Consider the following 19,066-nt stretch of genomic DNA (forward strand, 5'->3'; position numbering starts at 1 on the left):
TAGGATTTATTGCAATGCAACTTAGTAATTACAGCTCTTTTCCGACTAATCTACCCGTCATAGCGGAGGATGAGCTTTTTTTATACCCGTTTATGATTTCCCCTCTTTTTTTGAATGATGAAAAAAATATTGCTGCGGCAGCGGAAGCGATTGAGAATAACTCTCTTGTTATCGTCTGCCCCGTAAAACCTGAACATGAAGGGGAGCGTGACGGCGATTCGATCTATGATGCCGGTGTTATCGGCTCTATTATGCGTAAAGTGGTTTTACCTGATGGACGTATAAAAGTTCTTTTTCAAGGGCTGGCACGCGGACATATTATGGAAATGGTACATGATAATCCACTGCGTGCCCACGTCGATTTGATAGCATCCCGCACAGTGAATGAACTCAAAATGGACGCCATTTTGGAAGTGCTTCGTGAAAAAGTACGTGCCCTTTCGCAAGTAAGTAATTATTTTCCCCCTGATTTACTTCGTACTATCGAAGAAAATCATGAGTACAACCGTATCGTCGATTTAATCTGCAGTTCGATTAAAATTAAAAAAGAGAACGCCTATAAACTCTTTATCGAACGTGACCCTGAAAAGCGCTTTTTGATGCTTATCGATGAGTTGATCGAAGAGACTGAAGCGAATAAACTCCAAAAAGAGATCCGATCAAAAGTGCATTCGCGTATTGAGAAAGTGAACAAAGAGTATTTTTTGAAAGAGCAGCTCAAGCAGATTCAAAAAGAGCTGGGAACCGATACGCATCGGGATGAAGAGATTGAGGAGTTTCGTAAAAAACTCGAGGCTAAAAAAGAGAAAATGCATCCTGACGCCTATAAAGAGATCAACAAACAGCTGGAGCGTTTTGCACGAATGCACCCTGACAGTGCCGATGCGGGGATGATTCAAACGTATCTCGAATGGGTGCTTGAAATTCCTTACGGTGAGGAATCCAAAAAAGCACTCAATATTCATGATGTTGAAAACCAGCTCAATAAAGATCATTTTTCGCTCAAAAAACCGAAAGAGCGTATTTTAGAGTTTTTCTCGGTTAAAGAGTTGTTGGAGCTTCGCGGCATAGCCGACAAAGAGGGACGAGGGGCGATTCTCTGTTTTGCGGGCCCTCCGGGTGTGGGTAAAACCTCTCTTGCCAACTCCATTGCCACCGCCTTAAAACGTCCACTCGTGCGGATTGCACTGGGTGGATTGGAAGATGTTAACGAATTGCGCGGACACCGACGTACCTATATCGGTGCAATGCCCGGGCGCATCGTGCAGGGTGTGATCGAAGCGAAAAAGATGAATCCTGTTATCGTTCTCGATGAGATCGACAAAGTGGCAAAATCGCATCGCGGTGATCCGACGGCGGTGTTGTTGGAGATTCTCGATCCTGAGCAAAATACCCATTTTAGAGACTATTACCTCAATTTTAATCTTGATCTCTCTAAAGCAATTTTTATCGCAACGGCGAACGATGTAGGGCAGATACCGGGACCGTTACGTGATCGTATGGAATTTATTTCGGTCAGCAGTTATACGCCGCAAGAGAAATTTCAGATTGCCAAACAGTATCTGATTCCTCAAGAGCTTAAAAAGCACGGTTTGAAAACAGCTGAGCTTTCAATTTCTAAAACGGCACTGGCCGAAGTGATCGAAAAACATACTCGTGAAGCGGGGGTTCGTAACCTTCGACGACGTGTTGCCGATATCGTCCGTAAAGCGGCGAAAAAGATTCTTGAAGAACCGACTACCCAAAAAGTGACGGTGAGTTTGAAAAATCTCAAAGAGTTCTTGGAAAAAACAATTTTTGAGATTGACCGTACCGATCACATCGATCGTATCGGTGTTGTTAACGGGCTTGCATGGACCGCAGTAGGTGGAGATGTTCTCAAAATCGAGGCCATTCGGATCAACGGTAAAGGGGTGTTACAGCTGACGGGAAGTTTGGGAGACGTGATGAAAGAGTCTGCCCGCATCGCCCTCTCGGTCGTCAAGACCCTGATTGACGAGGGGAAAATAACGGTTGATCACTCTATCATTCCTCTTTCTCCCGCTGAGCGTGAAAGCGACTTGCCTGTCGATGCGAGTGAAGTCTATAAGCGCTTTGATCTGCATATCCATGTTCCTGATGGAGCTACCCCTAAAGACGGCCCGAGTGCGGGGATAGCGATGTCCACGGTTATTGCCTCAATCCTCACAAACAAAAAAGTGCGTGCTGATATCGCGATGACGGGTGAGGTATCGCTGACCGGAAACGTGCTTCCGATCGGCGGATTGAAAGAGAAACTCATTGCGGCACACCGAGCGGGGATGAAACTTGCCCTTATTCCTCAGAAAAACTACGATCGTGATTTGAGTGATATTCCTGATGAAGTAAAATCAGCCATCGAGATTGTTGGGGTCAGTCGAATTGAAGAGGTGTTGGAGCGCCTTTTAATCGACGCATAACACTCATCGCTTCGGGGGAACCATAGAGATATCCCCGAAGTTTTGAAGCTATTTTTAACGCTCTGCACTCCTCTCGAAACCCTTTATCCATGACGACATTATGTTCATACGGAGCGATAAACGTATAATCACGTTCAATTGATACTATAGTATGACGCCCCATGATATGGTCTCCCCCTTTTTTCAGTGCCTCTTTATCGTGTTGGCTTAGGAGATAACCCTGTGCTTTAAAAAAGCGATCAATCCCATAGAGAAGCGAGCGGAGATTAGGTGGATTGGCGGCATAAGAGAGCTGTTCTACCGTTATAAATTCCATCACATCTATAAGGGAATCATTGTCCTCTTCAAGGTAGCGAAAACTGCGACGAATGGCATCTCGGTAGTCGCGCATCATCGGCGCACTGTAGCGATGACGGAAAAAGTTTCGGGTATAGCGCTCATCTGCATTGCTCTCATCAATATGATGAGGGATAAGACGCTCACGAAGATACGTCTCGATAGAATCTCGATCCCATTCCAACAGCGGACGTAAAATCATAATATCTTCACGGGAATCTTTTGATTTAATCCCCAACATTTCAGGTAGTCCGGAACCTCGGCATATTTGCATCATGAGCCATTCCAGTCGATCATTCAGCTGATGTGCCGTCAAGAGATACGTATAGCCGTGTTTTTTCATTAAATAATCAAAGAATCGGTAACGCTCTTCGCGTGCGCGGTATTCGAAATTAGCCCCTTTTAATCGACATGAATGGGTATAGTATTGCAAATTGTATTTTTGTGCGAGGGCAATTGCACTTTGTTCTTCTGCGTCACTGGTATCACGTGTGTGGTAGTTTACATGTGCAATATCAAAAGAGATATTGTGGTCGAGAAGAAGATGAAAGAGGGCAGTCGAATCGACCCCTCCTGAAAATGCAAGGAGGGCTTTCCCCTCACGTAGCAGGTCGAGATGGAGGAGCTCAGACATTTCCCGTTACGGTCGCTAAGGGGCGTTTTTCGGCAAGCTCAGTGATTCGGGCACGGTAGATTTTACCGAAGCTCAGTTCACCTACGATTTCACGGTCGTTGACGTAGATTTCGCCGTCCACATCGGGTGCCCAGTTGAGCGCTCGGGCACTTAGAAGGAATTCATGCTCTTCGCTCTCACCGTCGATAACGAGTGAAATTTCTTGTCCAACGAGTTTTTCTAAACTAGCAACTTCAACCTCTACAGCGATTTGCCCTAGCTTTTTGGCACGGGCGTTGATCGTTTTGGTAGGGATTTTCTCCTCCATGGTATACGCACTCGTCCCCTCTTCGTCGGAGTAGCTAAAGACATTGAGGCGATCAAACCCGAACGATGCGGCAAACTCCGCCATCTCTTCAAACATAGCTTCAGACTCTTGCGGATGACCGACGATAAAGCTGGTGCGGATAAAGGAAGACGGCAACGCTTTCATAGCATTGAGCAATTCGAGGGTTTTTGCTTTTCCGAATCCACGCTTCATGATGCGAAGCATATCGTCGTTGATGTGCTGTATCGGCATATCGAAATAGTTATGGAACACTTTCGAATCACCGATGGTTTTGATCAGTTTCAACGTTGTAGTCGAAGGGTAGAGATATAAAATCCGAGCACTTTTTACTCCGTCGATCAATTCGATCCGTTTGATGAGGTGAATAAGGCCGTCTTGCGTATTTTGATCCCGCAGATACGAGCTGGAGTCTTGGGAGACAAAACTGAAATCATAATACCCTTTGCTAACCAGTCCTTCGACCTCGCAGGCAATGCTCTCTAAATCACGCGAATGGAGTTTCCCTTTAAACGAGGGGATGGCGCAGAAACTGCACACTTGATTGCACCCCTCGGAGAGTTTGACATAAGCATGGTAGGTTGATCCTGTTACGACCCGCTCTGCACCGTCGATCAGATAAACCTCAGGGGTAAATCGGCTTTGTTTGGCGGCAAGGAGTTCATCGATTTTGTCATAATCGCCGACACCGGTGAAAATATCGACCTCTTTGAGCTCCGCAGAGAGCTCCTCTTTGTACCGCTCAGAAAGACATCCTGCCATGACGAGAACCGAATCACGTTTGCGTCCTGCATCGAGATTGAAAATCGTGTTGAGTGACTCTTGTTTTGCCGCATCGATAAATCCGCAGGTATTGACGATGATAACGTCTGCTTCAGTGCTCTCATCGGTCATTTCAAAATCTTTGAGCCGTCCGAGCATAACCTCAGTATCGACGAGATTTTTGGTACAACCGAGTGAAACGATATGAAGCTTTTTAGACATTCTGTCCCTTTGAAAAAAATAGTAACGTATTATATCCAAGAGAGAATTTGATACACTTTCAACATGAGATATATAATCGTCCTTTTAGCTTTAGTCCCGTTGATGTTTATGGGTATATTTTTTCTTTACGGATCAGGGATAGCGTGGTTTGATGAATTGGTCGTATGGGGTGAAAATGCTTTTTCATCTTCTCTCCCTGTAGTGAAAAATAAGCTCTATTTTCTCTCGAGTGTTGCAGGATGGAGCGCATTATGGCTCCTTATCTTTGCCTTTTGGGTTCAACCTTTGCGTACCTATATCCGTTTTGATTTGGTGGAATTTAAAAAGCTTTTAGGTGGATTTTCGGTCGGTTATGCGTTGCTCCATCTGTTATTATTTATAGCAGCGCATGATTTTTCCCTCTCGATTGTGGGGAAACTTTTTATTTCCCATTTGTTTTTAACCGTCGGTTTTGGGGCGTTGCTGGTGCTTTCCATCACTCCGCACGTCAAAGCATGGTACAAGATTCTTTACATTGGTGTCGTTTTGGTTATTATCCACCTTTTACTTGGATACCGTACGTTAGACACTCACCATATTATTGCTATTTCGTTGTTGAGTTTGGGCTTGGCGCTTCGACTGATTAAGCGTTAAATGAAACACTACGATGTGATTATTCTCGGCGGTGGGGCGAGTGGGCTGATGTGCGCGGCGCAGATACGCCAAAACAGCTCCCTCTCTGTTGCAATTATCGAGGGAAATACCCGTCCTGCGCTGAAACTCAAAGCTTCCGGCGGGGGCAAATGCAACCTCACCAACGTAGAGGTAGATGAGACTCATTTTTTAGGGGATGAAACATTAGTATCGAATGCACTTTCCCATTTCTCCCAAAAAGCCCTTTTGGACTATTTTAAAGAGGGGGGATTGCATCCGGTAATTCGAAAAGAGCGCTACTATTTTTGTCCAAAAAGTTCCGATGAGGTAATTTCGATTTTGGTAGGAAAATCAAGCGGGTGTGATATGTTATTGGGAGGTAAAGTCCTCTCCGTAGAGGGGCAAAAACCATTTGTTGTTGTGACCGAAAAAGGGAAGTTTAGCGCGGATAAGGTTATTGTCGCAACAGGTGGCGCAAGTTACAAAGAACTCGGCGCAAGCGATATCGGATTGAAAATCGCTCAAAATTACGGGATACAAACTGTGCCGTTTTCCCCTGCATTGGTAGGACTCACACTGCAACCGCGTGAGTTCTGGATGAAAGAACTTAGCGGGATCAGTTTTCCCGCCCGCATTATGGTGGCAGGAAAAATATTGGATGAGGATTTGCTCTTTGCCCATAAAGGGATAAGCGGTCTCGTTGTCCTCTCTGCATCGCTTTATTGGTTCAAAGGGGAGATCGTGATCGATTTCGCTCCCGATTTTGATTTAAGTAGGCTTAAAAATGAGAAAAAAAATATCTCTACGGCAATCCCTCTTCCTAAGCGGTTTATGAAAGCTTTTTTAGAGGCGGTGGGGTTGGAAGATAAGGCGTGTAATCGCTTGAGCTCTCAGGAATTTGACAAGCTTTCGAGTATTCGTCATTACGCCATGGCACCCTCAGGGACGTTTGGTCTGAGTAAAGCCGAAGCGTGTCGTGGCGGGATAGCGTGTAGTGAGTTAGACCCGAAGACGATGGAAAGTACTAAAATAAAAGGGCTCTATTTTATCGGTGAGACGGTGGACGTGACGGGGGAGTTAGGGGGATATAACTTCCAGTGGGCATTTAGCTCTGGCGTGGTTTGTGCTTCATCAATTACGCTATAATATTTTCAAATAAGAGGGTATTATGGAACAACGAAAACGTGTTGTCATTGTCGGTGGCGGGTATGCAGGGGTAAAAGCGCTCCAAACTTTAGCCGCGTCAAATCTATGCGACATCATTTTGATCGATCAGCATCCCTACCATTATCTCCAGACCGAAGCGTATGAACTGATTGCCAATGAATGCTCGATGAGTCGTGTCACGATCGATTTGGTTGCTTTATCTCTGAGTTACGGTGAACATGTGACGTTTATCAAAGATACCGTGCGAGAGATCGATTTTGAAAATAAATGCGCTAGTGGGCAAAACTCATGCCATCCGTATGATTATCTCCTTCTTTGCACCGGAAGTCGCACGGCTTTTCACAGCACCATCGCCGGGCTACGTGAACATTCCCATGGTGTCAAAACCCTTCCCAGCGCCCTTTCGTTTAAACATCAGTTTGAACAACGCCTCTATGCACGGATGGAGAGCGAGGGGGGATGGTGCGGTGAACCTTTTAACGTCGTTATCGGCGGCGGGGGGTTGAGCGGTGTTGAAATAGCGGCGGAGATGGCCTATTATATTCGTGTGTTTCATAAAGATAATACCCTCACGTGCGAGGATATCCATATCTTTTTGATTATTCCCCACGAAAATGTTTTGGAGGGGATGGAGCGCTACCTGATCCAAAAAGCGACCCGACGGCTGACACAGTTGGGGGTTAAAATTATCAACCATTCCCGTATTACTTCGGTTGAAGAACATACTTTAATTTTAGACAATGATGACGTACTTTGTTTTGATTTCATGATTTTTACGGGGGGCATTATCGCTTCAACGCTCACATCAACAATGACGACCGCAAAAAATAAAAAATCGCAGATTATTGTCGATGAATATCTTCGTGTACCGACGTATAACGGGGTTTTTGCGGCAGGGGATATTGCCGAACTTAGAGGGGTTGAAGGGGAATTACTTCCCCCTACGGCGCAGAGTGCCGAGCAAAGTGGCACTTTAGCGGCACAAAATATTCTCGCAATGATTGAGAATCGTGAGATGAGATGTGCCAAGATACGGATAGAGGGGATGATGGTCGCTTTGGGAGGGAACTATGCCGCAATATCTCTCTTTGGAGTGATTCGAATCAGTGGTCTTTTAGGGTATTGGGTAAAAAGGGTGATTATGCGAGGATACCGATATCTCCTTCATCGTCAATGCATTAAAGGGATGGATAAATCCTCTAAAACTAAACACCGATGTCACACGGGATTTTAATTTTTTCTCAGTACAATTACACCAACTAACATCGAGGAGTATCCTATGATACTTTTAGCCGGACCGTGCGTCATCGAGAGTGAAGCATCGATTTTTAAAATCGCTAAGTCACTTGAACGTTACCAAAATGACCCGCGCTTTGATTTTTATTTTAAATCGAGTTTTGACAAAGCCAACCGTACTTCACTGGAGAGCTATCGAGGTCCCGGGATTGAAGAGGGGCTTCGTATTTTGCAGAAAGTGAAAGAGGATTTCGGTTATAAAATCGTTACCGACGTTCATGAGAGCTATCAGGTTCCTCTTGCGGCGGAAGTGGTTGATATGCTCCAAATTCCTGCTTTTTTATGCCGACAGACTGATTTGCTCGTTGCGGCGGCCAAAACGGATAAAATCGTTAATATCAAAAAAGGGCAGTTTATGACCCCTGCCGATATGCGTTTTTCGGTGGCTAAAGTGCTTAAAACCCGTGGATGCGATGAAGTCAGCTACGAAGCTTCTCGAAAATACGGTGTTTTGCTGTGTGAGCGGGGTTCCTCGTTTGGATACGGTAATCTGGTCGTCGATATGCGCTCACTCGTTATTATGCGAGAGTTTGCACCTGTCGTTTTCGATGCGACCCACTCGGTACAGATGCCGGGGACAGGGACGGGAAAAACAGGAGGAGACAGTTCGATGGTTCCTCACCTAGCTCGTGCAGCTGCCGCTGTCGGAGTGGATGGATTTTTCTTCGAAACCCATTTTGATCCTATCTGCGCTTTGAGCGACGGACCGAATATGCTAAAATTAGAACAACTAGAAGCGTTAAGCGAAACGCTGTTAAAAATTGACTCAGTTAAAGGAAATTGAAAATGAAACTTATTGAAGGACAACTTCGTGTTCGTACGGATAAAAGAGTAGCGATCGTCAGTACACGTTGGAACCATTTTATTGTTGATCGTCTGGTTGAAGGGGCAAAAGATGCCTATGCACGTCATGGTGGAAACGCGGATGAGTTGACTCACGTTTTAGCACCGGGTGCGTTCGAACTTCCGATGGTGATCGAGCAGCTTTTAGCAAGCGGGAAATTTGATGCGGTATGTGCATTGGGTGCGGTGATTCGCGGTTCAACCCCTCATTTTGACTACGTCTCTGCCGAAGCGACTAAAGGGATTGCAACGGTGAGTTTGAAACATAAAAAACCGGTTTCATTCGGACTTTTGACCACGGACACTATTGAGCAGGCGATCGAGCGTGCCGGAACCAAAGCAGGGAACAAAGGGTTTGAAGCGATGACGGTTGTTATCGAGATGCTTGATTTGTATGCTGAGATAGGTGCGTAATGGCGACACGTCATCAAGCCCGCATGGCGGTAGTAAGTCTTTTGTACGCATACGATTTGGGGAATCAAAGTATTGCCGATTTCAGTGATGAGATTCTCGAAGAGAAAAAAATACGTAACAAACAGCGTGATTTTGCCCTTGATTTATTCAAGGGGGTGACGGAACATTTGGCACAAGTCGATGAAGCGATTGAAAGACATCTCAAAGATTGGGATTTTGATCGTCTCGGTTCGATTGAACGGGCTACCTTACGTCTGGGAGCTTATGAAATTATGTACGGAGAACTTGATTCTGCGGTGATTATTAACGAAGCAATCGAAGTGATGAAAGCTTTCGGGAGTGAACAATCACCGAAGTTTATTAATGGCGTTCTCGACGCAATTTCAAAAGATAAATAATCCATCATGCGTCTTACTAAAGAACAAGCCCTCGAACTGATCCGCCATGCTGACCTCAAAGAACTGGGGAAAATGGCGACGGCTCGTAAAAAGGAACTTCATCCGGATGGAATTACGACTTTTGTCGTCGATCGTAATATTAACTACACCAACGTCTGTTGGGTTGATTGCAAGTTTTGCGCATTTTATCGTCACGGAAAAGATGAAGATGCCTATGTCCTCACCTTTGAAGAGATCGACCAAAAAATCGATGAACTTTTAGAGATCGGCGGAACGCAGATTTTGTTCCAAGGGGGAGTCCACCCGAAACTCAAAATCGAGTGGTATGAGGATTTGGTAGAGCATATCCACACGAAATACCCTACGGTAACGATCCACGGCTTCTCTTCGATAGAACTCGATTTTATCGCCAAAGTTTCCCATATTTCGATACAAGAGTGTTTATCACGGCTTCATGCTAAAGGATTGGCTTCTATTCCGGGTGCGGGGGCTGAGATTTTGAGTGACCGTGTACGCGATATTATCGCTCCGAAAAAAATGGATTCGTTAGAGTGGGTGGATGTTCACCGTCAAGCCCATAAACTTGGGATTAAATCAACGGCGACGATGATGTACGGTACGGTAGAGACCGATGAAGAGATTATTGAACACTGGAATCTGATTCGTGATCTTCAGGATGAAACAGGCGGTTTTAGAGCCTTTATTATGTGGTCATTTCAGGGACAAAATACGCAACTAATGATTGAACATCCTGAGATTGAGAAACAATCTTCGAACCGTTATTTACGGCTGTTAGCGGTATCTCGTCTTTTCTTGGATAATTTCCCGAATATTCAAAGTTCATGGGTAACCCAAGGACCCTACATCGGACAGATGGCGTTGCTTTATGGGGCAAATGATTTGGGTTCGACGATGATGGAAGAGAATGTCGTCCGTAGTGCGGGTGCAGGGTTTCGGATGGCAAAAGAGGAGATGGTTCGTCTTATTCGTGACATAGGGGAGACCCCGGCAATACGCAATACCGCGTATGAGATACTGGAAAAGTTCGAGTGACACGTTTTTTTATAGCGATTTTATTATTAGGGCAAGCACTTATGGCAAGCACATTGGATTTTATTGAAGTTCACGGAGTAAAAATTCCTTTTATATTTGAAGAGGATAAGCGTCTTCCGATTGTTTCGATGCAAGTTGTTTTTACCCACAGCGGCAGTATTGATGAGGGGAAAACATTCGGTTTGGCACGTTTGAGTGCAAAGATGTTGAACGAAGGCTCACTCAAGAAGGGTGCTGTCGGATTTGCCGACGCCCTTGATGCGCGAGCAATACAGTTAAGCGCACATGCGGGAAATGAGACTTTCGTCATTGAACTCGGAAGTCTAAAGGAGGAGTTTGATACCGGACTCTCTTTGTTAAATGAGCAACTTCGTGAGCCGAATTTTACCCTCAAAGCACTCGAAAAAGTGAAAACGATGGCACTCAGTGAAATCGCTCGGAAAGAGGCTGATTTTGATACGGTAGCCTCAGATGAACTTAAAGCGGTACTCTTTGAGGGGACACCGATGTCTGTTCCCAATATCGGAACGGTACAAAGTATCAAAGCCATTAAACTCAGCGATATAGAAAAATTCAAACACGATCATCTAGTTCTTTCGAATGCCCTTATTGTTATGGGGGGCGATATCTCATTAATCGAAGCCAAAGCTAAGGCACAGATGCTTTTATCGATTTTAGAAACAGGGAAAGTGGGGAAAGAGCGTCATTATAATCCTCGTCAAACTCCGAAAGAGTCGATCCTAAAACGTCCTCAGACAGAGCAAGCCTATCTTTATTTCGGTGCCCCTTTTTCAATGGCTGAAGGAGATCCTGAGTTTTACAAAGCCCGTGTTGCGATGTTTATCCTCGGCTCCAGCGGATTTGGAAGCCGTTTGATGGAAGAGATCCGAGTTAAAAGAGGCCTTGCCTACTCTGCTTATTCACGTCTTTCGGTCGCTAAAACGGCGACCTATTTTAGCGGATATCTCCAGACAAAGCTTGAATCGCAGGATGAAGCGAAAAAAACGGTAATTGAAGTCATTGATACCTTTGTCCGTGATGGTGTGACGCAGAGTGAACTCGATCAAGCCCGTAAATTCCTCCTAGGTTCTGAGCCACTTCGCGTCGAAACCCTCTCCCAACGATTGGGACGTACATTTAGCGAATATTACAGTGGCAAACCGCTTGGCTCAAGTGTGCAGGAGTTGGAGATGATACGTAACTTGACGTTGGATGAAGTGAATGATTTTATCAAACGTCACGCCGAAATTACAAACCTCAGTTATGCTATCGTTACCAAGTGAGGACGGTGAGAAATTTCATCGTTTAGGGATCACGAGTGTTACCGCTCTCTCCCTTATCGCTCCCACTTCATTTGAAGACCGCCGTCTAAGCCGTGAACTTCTCCATAACTCTGCCTGTGTTATCGATGCGACGGTAGAGCACGTCGTACGTACTCCTAAAACTCTCAAAATTACTTTTTTTGCCCATAATCTTGAGTGTGTGATTGAGGGGATAATCTTTCACCCCAAACCTTATATGCTTCATCAATTCCCCCGTGGAGAGAGAGCCTTTTTTAGCGGAAAAGCACAACTGGAAATGGGGAAATGGCAGATTATTCAGCCGATGAAAGTTAGTGCGGTCGGTTCACTGGTTCCCATTTATAAAACACCTCTTCGTACTGATGTAATGCGCCGCTTAGTCGAAAAAAACATTACCGTTGAAAATCTTATCGCGGACGGACTTCCCGAAAAGATAGTGCGTGAACTTTACGCACTCCATTTTCCCGATTTTCCGAAGCCTCTAAATGAACAGCAAGTTCACGCACTTAAATTTGCCGAACTCTATGAATATATGCGTCGTCTCCGTCTCAAACGCCGTTATCATAAAACTTCCTATCGTGCTTCGGGGGATGTGAATGAGTGGATGAAAACCCTTCCGTTTGAACTCACCGAGGATCAAAAAAAAGCGATTGGGGAGATTGAAAGAGATCTCAAAGGCGAATACGGATCGCGGCGGATGATTGTAGGGGATGTCGGGTCAGGGAAGACGATGGTGATTTTAGCTTCGGTCGTTTTGATGCAACCGCATCGCTCCGTTTTGATGGCACCCACGACGATCCTTGCCGCACAATTGTATGAGGAAGCACAAAAATTTCTTCCAAATTTACGAATCGCACTCGTCACTAATGCAACAAAAAAAAGCTCATTAGAGGAGTACGATTTTATTATCGGTACTCACGCACTCCTCCATAGACCTCTTCCTGAAGCGGGACTCGTTATGGTGGATGAACAGCACCGTTTCGGTACGGCACAGCGACACTCCTTAACAAAACTCACGGAGAATGATACGTCACCCCATTATTTGCAGTTTTCCGCTACTCCGATTCCTCGGACACAAGCGATGATCGATTCGGCGCATATCGATGTGAGTTTGATCGTGCAAACTCCTTTTACGAAAAATATCACTACTCGTATCATCGGCAAAAGCGATTTCCAAAAATTATTAGAGCGTATCCGCATCGAGATTTCACAAAATCACCAAGTATTGATTGTCTATCCTTTGGTGGAACAGAGCGAGAGTATCGATTACCAAAGTATCGAAGAAGCGCGGGGGTATTGGGAAAAAAACTTCGAGAGTGTCTACGTCACCCACGGTAAAGACAAAGAAAAAGAGGCGGTTTTGATGGCATTTCGAGAGAGTGGAAACATCTTGCTTGCCACGACCGTCGTTGAAGTGGGGATATCACTTCCGCGCCTCTCCACGGTCGTTATTGTGGGAGCGGAACGTTTGGGACTTTCTACACTTCACCAACTGCGGGGACGGGTGAGCCGTACAGGATTGCAGGGGTATTGTTATCTTTACACCAATAAAAGCAGCAAGAATGAGCGGTTGGAGTCGTTTAGCCACTGCATGAGCGGTTTTGAGATAGCGGCATTGGATCTGAAATTTCGCTCAAGCGGTGATTTGTTAGAGGGGAGTATTCAAAGCGGTAAAAAGTTTAGATGGGCGGACATAGGAGAAGATGAAGAGATAGTGGGGGAGGTCAAGCATTATCTTGACCTCCAAGTGGGCTAATATAATCCAAATCGCCCGTCAGCGCGTTTGTAGAGGACACGCATTTTTCCATCATTATCGTAAAATACATCAAATACTTTGGTACTTTCTTTAAGTTTTTCCAATACTTCGGCTACCTCTTGGGGTTTATATAAAACAAGTTCTGTCGGAACAATTTCATCTTCCATCGCTTCACCCGCTTCATGTAAATTGACTTTTGCAGCGGCAGCTTGTTTGGCTTCATTCATCCCTTCGTTTTTATGGTCACTAAGTCGATCATGTAAACGACGAAGTGCTTTTTGGGCACGGTCGATTGCGATATCAATAGCGGCATAGAGGTCATCATTGCGTTGTGAAATAACAATAGTATTTTTTCCGGCAACGTTGATCGTAAACTCGATTGCAACCCCTTTTCGCTCGTTTGAACTTGCAACGGCATTAACGCTGATGAGGTCGAGATGATATTTAGATAGTGTATCGATAGAGTGCATCAGATGATCTTTAATGGCATCGCTGAGCTCGATGTGGCGTCCGACGAGAGAGATATTCATAATTATCCACCTTGTAGTAATATTGAGAAGAGTTCGATTATAACACACAAAAAACAAACGTCAAGTGTTTTAAAGAAAACAATCGCCTAAGTAAAAAATAATTATTAACACATTTTAATACTGATTTAATCAACATAGCATTACAATCGATAAATAGCGCTTCTAGTCAATATATTTTAGAAAAAGAGGCAATGGTCGATAGTAAGCATTTAGCTGAATCGGGTCTATGAATCAATTCTACCGAGCCCTTTTTTTGCGTGCCTTAAAATCTCAAGAAGGATAATGATGCGTCGATTATTTTTAGTATTTTTATTCATTATCTCTTCATTAAACGCACTTGAGCTTGAGAGAGATGATTTTAACAGTAACACTGAAAGCTGGACAGGGGGGACTCGCGATAACGACCGTTATCGAATAGCCCGAGATGCTACGGCTTCCAAATCGTATAACTTTAATGTAGGATCATATGCATCTAAAAATGTAGTCATCAGTTTTGATGTCGTGATTGATGATGGTTGGGAAACGAGTGATGCACTGAAGGTGAGAGCAAACGGAGTAACAACGGTCTTTAACCAAACGGATGGAAGCTATCAATATACTCTGAATACGGTGATAGGTGCAGATGGCGTTTTGGATTTAAGTTTTAATCCGGATAGCAGCAGTGACAGTGAACGTGCATGGATTGATAATATTGTTATCACCTTTATAACGGCAGATGCGATTAGTGACACTTTTGAAATGGTTAAAAATACCGTATTGTCCGCAAATGTACTCTCAAACGATATTGGACCAACCCTTAGTGTCACTTCGCATACAAACCCTTCTCACGGAACAGCAACCGTTGCGGCAAACGGTACGCTTACTTATACTCCGAACGCGAATTATATGGGGAGTGATACTTTTAATTATACGGTTGAAGATTCTAACGGTTATGAAGATACGGCGACGGTTACTGTCACCGTTACCGATATTATTACAAGCGGCTATCGAGATTTTTCTCTTCGTAAACAGCTCTATACATTAGGGGATATGAAAACTATCGGAAATTCCGTATTGGTTCCCCCTACGACGCAAAACGCAACCATTTGCAGTACCTACACTAACGGTCCTTTTACCGTCGACGCTTCGAGTGCCAACAACTATTATTATTTGTGCGGATACCATGTCGATACCACGACAGCGGGACTGAGTAATTCGACCACCTCCGAACTTAGCTTGCCTACGGGGGCAAAAGTTATTTGGGCAGGATTGTATTGGCAGGCAATCGTCGCAAACGGTAGTTTTAACACGAGTATGACGGTGAAAATTAGACAAGAAGCGGGATCGAATATCTATAATGATGTTACACCGGATCGACTGGATTATCTCCAAGATGCCGGCCATACCGGCTATACAAGCTACTCGGCTTTCGCCGACGTGAGTGAATATTTCGGAGAGGGAAAATGGAACGAAGGAAACTATACGGTTGCCAATATCCCGGTCTATGAGGGGAAAATTGATGATCTTGGATCGTATGGAGCATGGACGTTGGTCGTCGCCTATACGAATGCCGATGATCCGAATGAAAAGTTTCGAAGTTTCAGTATTTTTGACGGTTGGAAGGTAATTGATTCTACGAATCCAAATGTGGATGTCGATGTAACAGGGTTTTATACTCCCGATCAAACCGATATCGAGGCGAAAATATCCGTTTTTGCCGCTGAAGGGGACAAACATATCAGCGGTGATGTGTTAAAAACAACCAATTACACTACCGGTACAGACGTTACTCTGGCTGCGGTTACAAATAATACGTTTAATTCGACCGTAAACGGAGGAGATAGTAGAACACCGCTTCTTACAAATAACAACGGTATTGATATTCAGACCTTCTCTATCGGTGATTATCTCACCCCGAAACAAGCAAAAATGAGGTTTACGTTTACTTCGACGCAGGACAGATACTGGCCATCGATGATCGCCTTTTCGACCGAGTTGTATGTTCCTCGGTTTTGCTATGACTATGGGTATGAGCAAAACGGTCTCCCGTTTACGGAAGAGAATAACGGTACCGCTATGCCCTATATCACCGGAACTTTACCGAATACATCAAATATCAATGTGAGTTTGTATATTCGTAATCAGGAAGCTTCGGATGTACTGGCCAACAATGTGAAGTTGAATATTACCGATATCAATACAACTCAAGCAATCTATGAACGCGATAGCGTATCGATTACCTATCCGGGTACTTTTACCCCGATTTCTAAAACAGATACCCTTTGGCCGCTCAGTGTCGATGATGCATTTATTAAAAATATTCCGCTTGGGGATATGGAGGGGGAAGAGTATGTCTACACCTATTACACCCTCATTCCGCACTCAACAGGCGAGATTAGTATTCCTATCGTCGGTAGATTTTCGTATGATTTGGTGATACCTCAGCCTGATGGTACGACGTTGACCTTACCGTATTCCTCAAGCGTCGGGGGGGAGAGGCTGCAAATGTGCAGCGCGGATAACTTCAGTTATACCCCAGAATGGGGTATTTTTAGTGTTGTGGATGCCGGATTGTACAGTTCGGAAAATACTAATCGTTATTATGATCTTACAACACAGGTTGTTCACCGACCCGGAAATTTTCGGGTCGCTTCGTTTGAACCTGCATCGTTGGATACCCCTAAAGCGGTTACGACGATTGTCGCGGTAGAGATGATTGATGCCAGTGCGTTTCATGATGTGGATGCCGCCTGTCGAGAGCCATCAAGTGCCGTCACCCCAAGGGTGTGGATAGGATTTGAGAATAATGTTACGCAGGTTAATTTTAATGCGTCAACCATACAAAATGCGATCACGAATGGGATGGTATCGGACGTTATTACGGGAGAACCTGCCCTGATAACCTCAGCAAGCGAATTTTTCAAAACCGCTACACCGAATGCTGCATTCAGGGTAACGTTTAACACGTTGGCAGATCAAAATGACTCTTTGATTCAGATTGAAACCACAAATCAGGGGATACGAATCAGTAATTTTGCTAATATTCATCAGGTTTATCCCCACTGTCGGCAATTTGTGACCAATCCAAGTAATGATACTATGACCAATGATACGGCGGTAGCATGTTCAAATAACGGAAATAACAGTACTTACAAGGATGTCGCTATATGCATGGAGTGTTTGTACGGAGCGCGAACTCAAGTACTTTGTTCCAGAGATAATTTTGCTATTCGACCTGAGAGTTATACGGTTGTGCTCAAGGATGTAAATCAGACAAATTCTACACAAACACAAGTTTTTGCACCCGGATATACAGGGGTAGTAACTCCGAATACGGGACGTGTTAATGTCGCAAGCGGATACGATTACCGTTATGATATTAATGCAACCAATCATAGCGATAACAATGCAACACAGGGGTATACGCGTTATTTCTCGGAGGGGGGATCGGATTACAATATAAGTCTCGTTTGGGAACCGAGTATTCCGAAAACGGGATGCAATGACACCGAGAGCAAGCCTCAAAATTTTAATTTGATTAACGGTACGGTTTCAGCAGAAGGGAATCTTTCTCAAGTGGGGGAATACCGTTTAAATATTATTGATACTACATGGACGGCAGTGGATTGGGATCCTACTATGCAGACGCATCAGGTCGGAAGCCATTTTCTCTCAGCCGTCGAATGTGTACAAAATAGTTCGGATGTACCGATTCAGGGAGATGTTATTGCTCTAAGCGGAGCGAATATCAATAATCTGGTTGGGTGCACTATCAGTAGTACCCACGATAATATTGAAAATGGATTGAAATACAGAGACTATCAGTTCACCTTTCATCCGTACAAATTCGATATGAGTACGATTATTTTTGGTACCGGAACCACTCCTCAGGAGATCAATTCAACGATAGGGAGCGGTTTTATTTATATGTCCGATATGAATCGAGACGATGGGATGAATATGTCACTTAGGGCTACCGGAGCTATTCGTGCTTCGGGATATAACGATGTGGTCACTACGAATTTTGTAACGGATTGCTATGCGGACGATTTAAATCTATCTATGGTGAGTGATAATAATCTGACGCATGTACAAGGCGTAGCGTATCAACTCCGTTTTATGGACTTCAACAGTTCCGGAAGTTTGATCTATGACAGTAACGCTACGAATTTGAATACTGCCGCATTGACGGTACCGTTGACTTTTATATTGGATGGAAACTTTACGAAAGATACCGCCGGATCATTGTGGACGGTTAGCCGATTGAATTATGACCGTAATGTTTCGCAGCCTCTTAGCCCTTTTGAAGCAAGTTTTTCAGCCTTAAATGTTCAATGTGTTACAACTGCGGATTGTACGATGCAAGCAGATTTGAGTAATACGCATGAGGCGCTCGGCGATCGAGATATGGATTTCAATGTCACTCACGGATACGGTCGTCTCATTGCACGCGATGTACGGGTATTCGGAGATATCGATTTTACGACAAACGGCTGGTACGAAGTCTTTAATCTACCACTTATCGGAGTAACCCCGTTATCTGCAAGTCGGAATACACCGCAATGGTTTATCAATCGGCTGCATAATGATCTCAATGATGGAGACGCTAATGTGACCCGATTGCAAAGCAATGTCGGTTCGACTGCGATTAATAGTGCAGGAGCGGTGATAGAGGGGATTGAGACGTATAATTTTAATCGTGTCGGAACTGCCAATATCCCTTATAGCCGAAAAGGGCATATTGATACCGCGCCATGGTTATGGTATGGGGTGAATGCTTTGGAATATGCAGACCCTGCCGCCGCAAATGTTGATTGTTTAACTCACCCTTGTTTTAACATTAACGTTGCCCCCGCGGTGGGAAGAGGGGGAAGTGCCACAGGTACAACACTCAGCGGGGATAAAAAAAATAAAGAAACCTCCAAAGGAAACGGCGTTATATACGATTATACACCGTCAACACGCTGATGAAAAGGATA

General features: G+C 44.5%; 14 protein-coding genes. 11 read left to right on the forward strand and 3 right to left on the reverse strand.

What is annotated here, in order from left to right; all coding sequences use genetic code 11:
- The first annotated feature begins 14 nt into the window (after positions 1 to 14).
- Entirely contained in the window at positions 15 to 2,438 is a 2,424-nt protein-coding gene (gene lon, locus RMO68_RS04065; protein ID WP_310439433.1) for an endopeptidase La, read from the forward strand.
- Here lon and tilS read toward each other — a convergent pair.
- Both tilS and rimO read right to left on the reverse strand, forming a co-directional pair.
- Complete coding sequence (gene tilS / locus RMO68_RS04070; protein ID WP_310439434.1) at positions 2,392 to 3,408, reverse strand: tRNA lysidine(34) synthetase TilS; 1,017 nt, start codon at positions 3,406 to 3,408, stop codon at positions 2,392 to 2,394. The two genes, lon and tilS, sit on opposite strands and share 47 nt — an antisense overlap.
- On the reverse strand, positions 3,401 to 4,717 hold the full coding sequence (gene rimO / locus RMO68_RS04075; RefSeq protein ID WP_310439435.1) for a 30S ribosomal protein S12 methylthiotransferase RimO: 1,317 nt from the start codon (positions 4,715 to 4,717) through the stop codon (positions 3,401 to 3,403). The genes tilS and rimO overlap by 8 nt, the downstream gene beginning before the upstream one ends.
- Before the next feature lie 63 nt (positions 4,718 to 4,780).
- On the opposite strand from rimO, the gene RMO68_RS04080 reads away from it, so the two are divergent.
- Genes RMO68_RS04080 through recG form a run of 9 tightly spaced genes read left to right on the forward strand, consistent with a single transcriptional unit; the run spans position 4,781 to position 13,578 of the window.
- Positions 4,781 to 5,350 carry a hypothetical protein gene (locus RMO68_RS04080; protein WP_310439436.1) on the forward strand — a complete coding sequence of 190 codons (570 nt, stop codon included), beginning with the start codon at positions 4,781 to 4,783 and terminating at the stop codon, positions 5,348 to 5,350.
- Positions 5,351 to 6,496 carry an aminoacetone oxidase family FAD-binding enzyme gene (locus RMO68_RS04085; RefSeq protein WP_310439437.1) on the forward strand — a complete coding sequence of 382 codons (1,146 nt, stop codon included), beginning with the start codon at positions 5,351 to 5,353 and terminating at the stop codon, positions 6,494 to 6,496. It abuts the gene before it with no gap.
- 22 nt (positions 6,497 to 6,518) lie between these two features.
- Positions 6,519 to 7,751, forward strand: a complete 1,233-nt coding sequence (locus RMO68_RS04090) for an NAD(P)/FAD-dependent oxidoreductase (protein ID WP_310439438.1) — start codon at positions 6,519 to 6,521, stop codon at positions 7,749 to 7,751.
- Positions 7,752 to 7,796: 45 nt separating this feature from the next.
- Entirely contained in the window at positions 7,797 to 8,597 is an 801-nt protein-coding gene (kdsA, locus tag RMO68_RS04095) for a 3-deoxy-8-phosphooctulonate synthase (RefSeq protein ID WP_310439439.1), read from the forward strand.
- Between the two features lie 2 nt (positions 8,598 to 8,599).
- Positions 8,600 to 9,070, forward strand: coding sequence for a 6,7-dimethyl-8-ribityllumazine synthase (gene ribH, locus RMO68_RS04100; protein WP_310439440.1), 471 nt, complete (start codon positions 8,600 to 8,602; stop codon positions 9,068 to 9,070).
- A complete protein-coding gene (nusB, locus tag RMO68_RS04105; protein WP_310439441.1) occupies positions 9,070 to 9,468 on the forward strand; it encodes a transcription antitermination factor NusB in 399 nt (132 codons plus the stop codon). Before ribH ends, nusB begins: the two co-directional genes overlap by 1 nt.
- Positions 9,469 to 9,474: 6 nt before the next feature.
- Positions 9,475 to 10,521: a dehypoxanthine futalosine cyclase gene (locus RMO68_RS04110; protein ID WP_310439442.1), complete on the forward strand. Its 1,047-nt coding sequence runs from the start codon at positions 9,475 to 9,477 to the stop codon at positions 10,519 to 10,521.
- A 41-nt stretch (positions 10,522 to 10,562) separates the two neighbouring features.
- Positions 10,563 to 11,804, forward strand: a complete 1,242-nt coding sequence (locus RMO68_RS04115; RefSeq protein WP_310439443.1) for a pitrilysin family protein — start codon at positions 10,563 to 10,565, stop codon at positions 11,802 to 11,804.
- On the forward strand, positions 11,785 to 13,578 hold the full coding sequence (gene recG / locus RMO68_RS04120) for an ATP-dependent DNA helicase RecG (protein WP_310439444.1): 1,794 nt from the start codon (positions 11,785 to 11,787) through the stop codon (positions 13,576 to 13,578). The genes RMO68_RS04115 and recG overlap by 20 nt, the downstream gene beginning before the upstream one ends.
- Here the strand turns inward: recG and hpf are convergent.
- Complete coding sequence (gene hpf, locus RMO68_RS04125) at positions 13,575 to 14,108, reverse strand: ribosome hibernation-promoting factor, HPF/YfiA family (protein WP_310439445.1); 534 nt, start codon at positions 14,106 to 14,108, stop codon at positions 13,575 to 13,577. The two genes, recG and hpf, sit on opposite strands and share 4 nt — an antisense overlap.
- Before the next feature lie 285 nt (positions 14,109 to 14,393).
- Between hpf and RMO68_RS04130 the strand changes: the two genes are divergently transcribed.
- Positions 14,394 to 19,055, forward strand: coding sequence for an Ig-like domain-containing protein (locus RMO68_RS04130; RefSeq protein ID WP_310439446.1), 4,662 nt, complete (start codon positions 14,394 to 14,396; stop codon positions 19,053 to 19,055).
- Positions 19,056 to 19,066: the final 11 nt, after the last annotated feature.

It is taken from the genome of Sulfuricurvum sp. (genome assembly GCF_031427015.1).
Taxonomy (GTDB): Bacteria; Campylobacterota; Campylobacteria; order Campylobacterales; family Sulfurimonadaceae; genus Sulfuricurvum.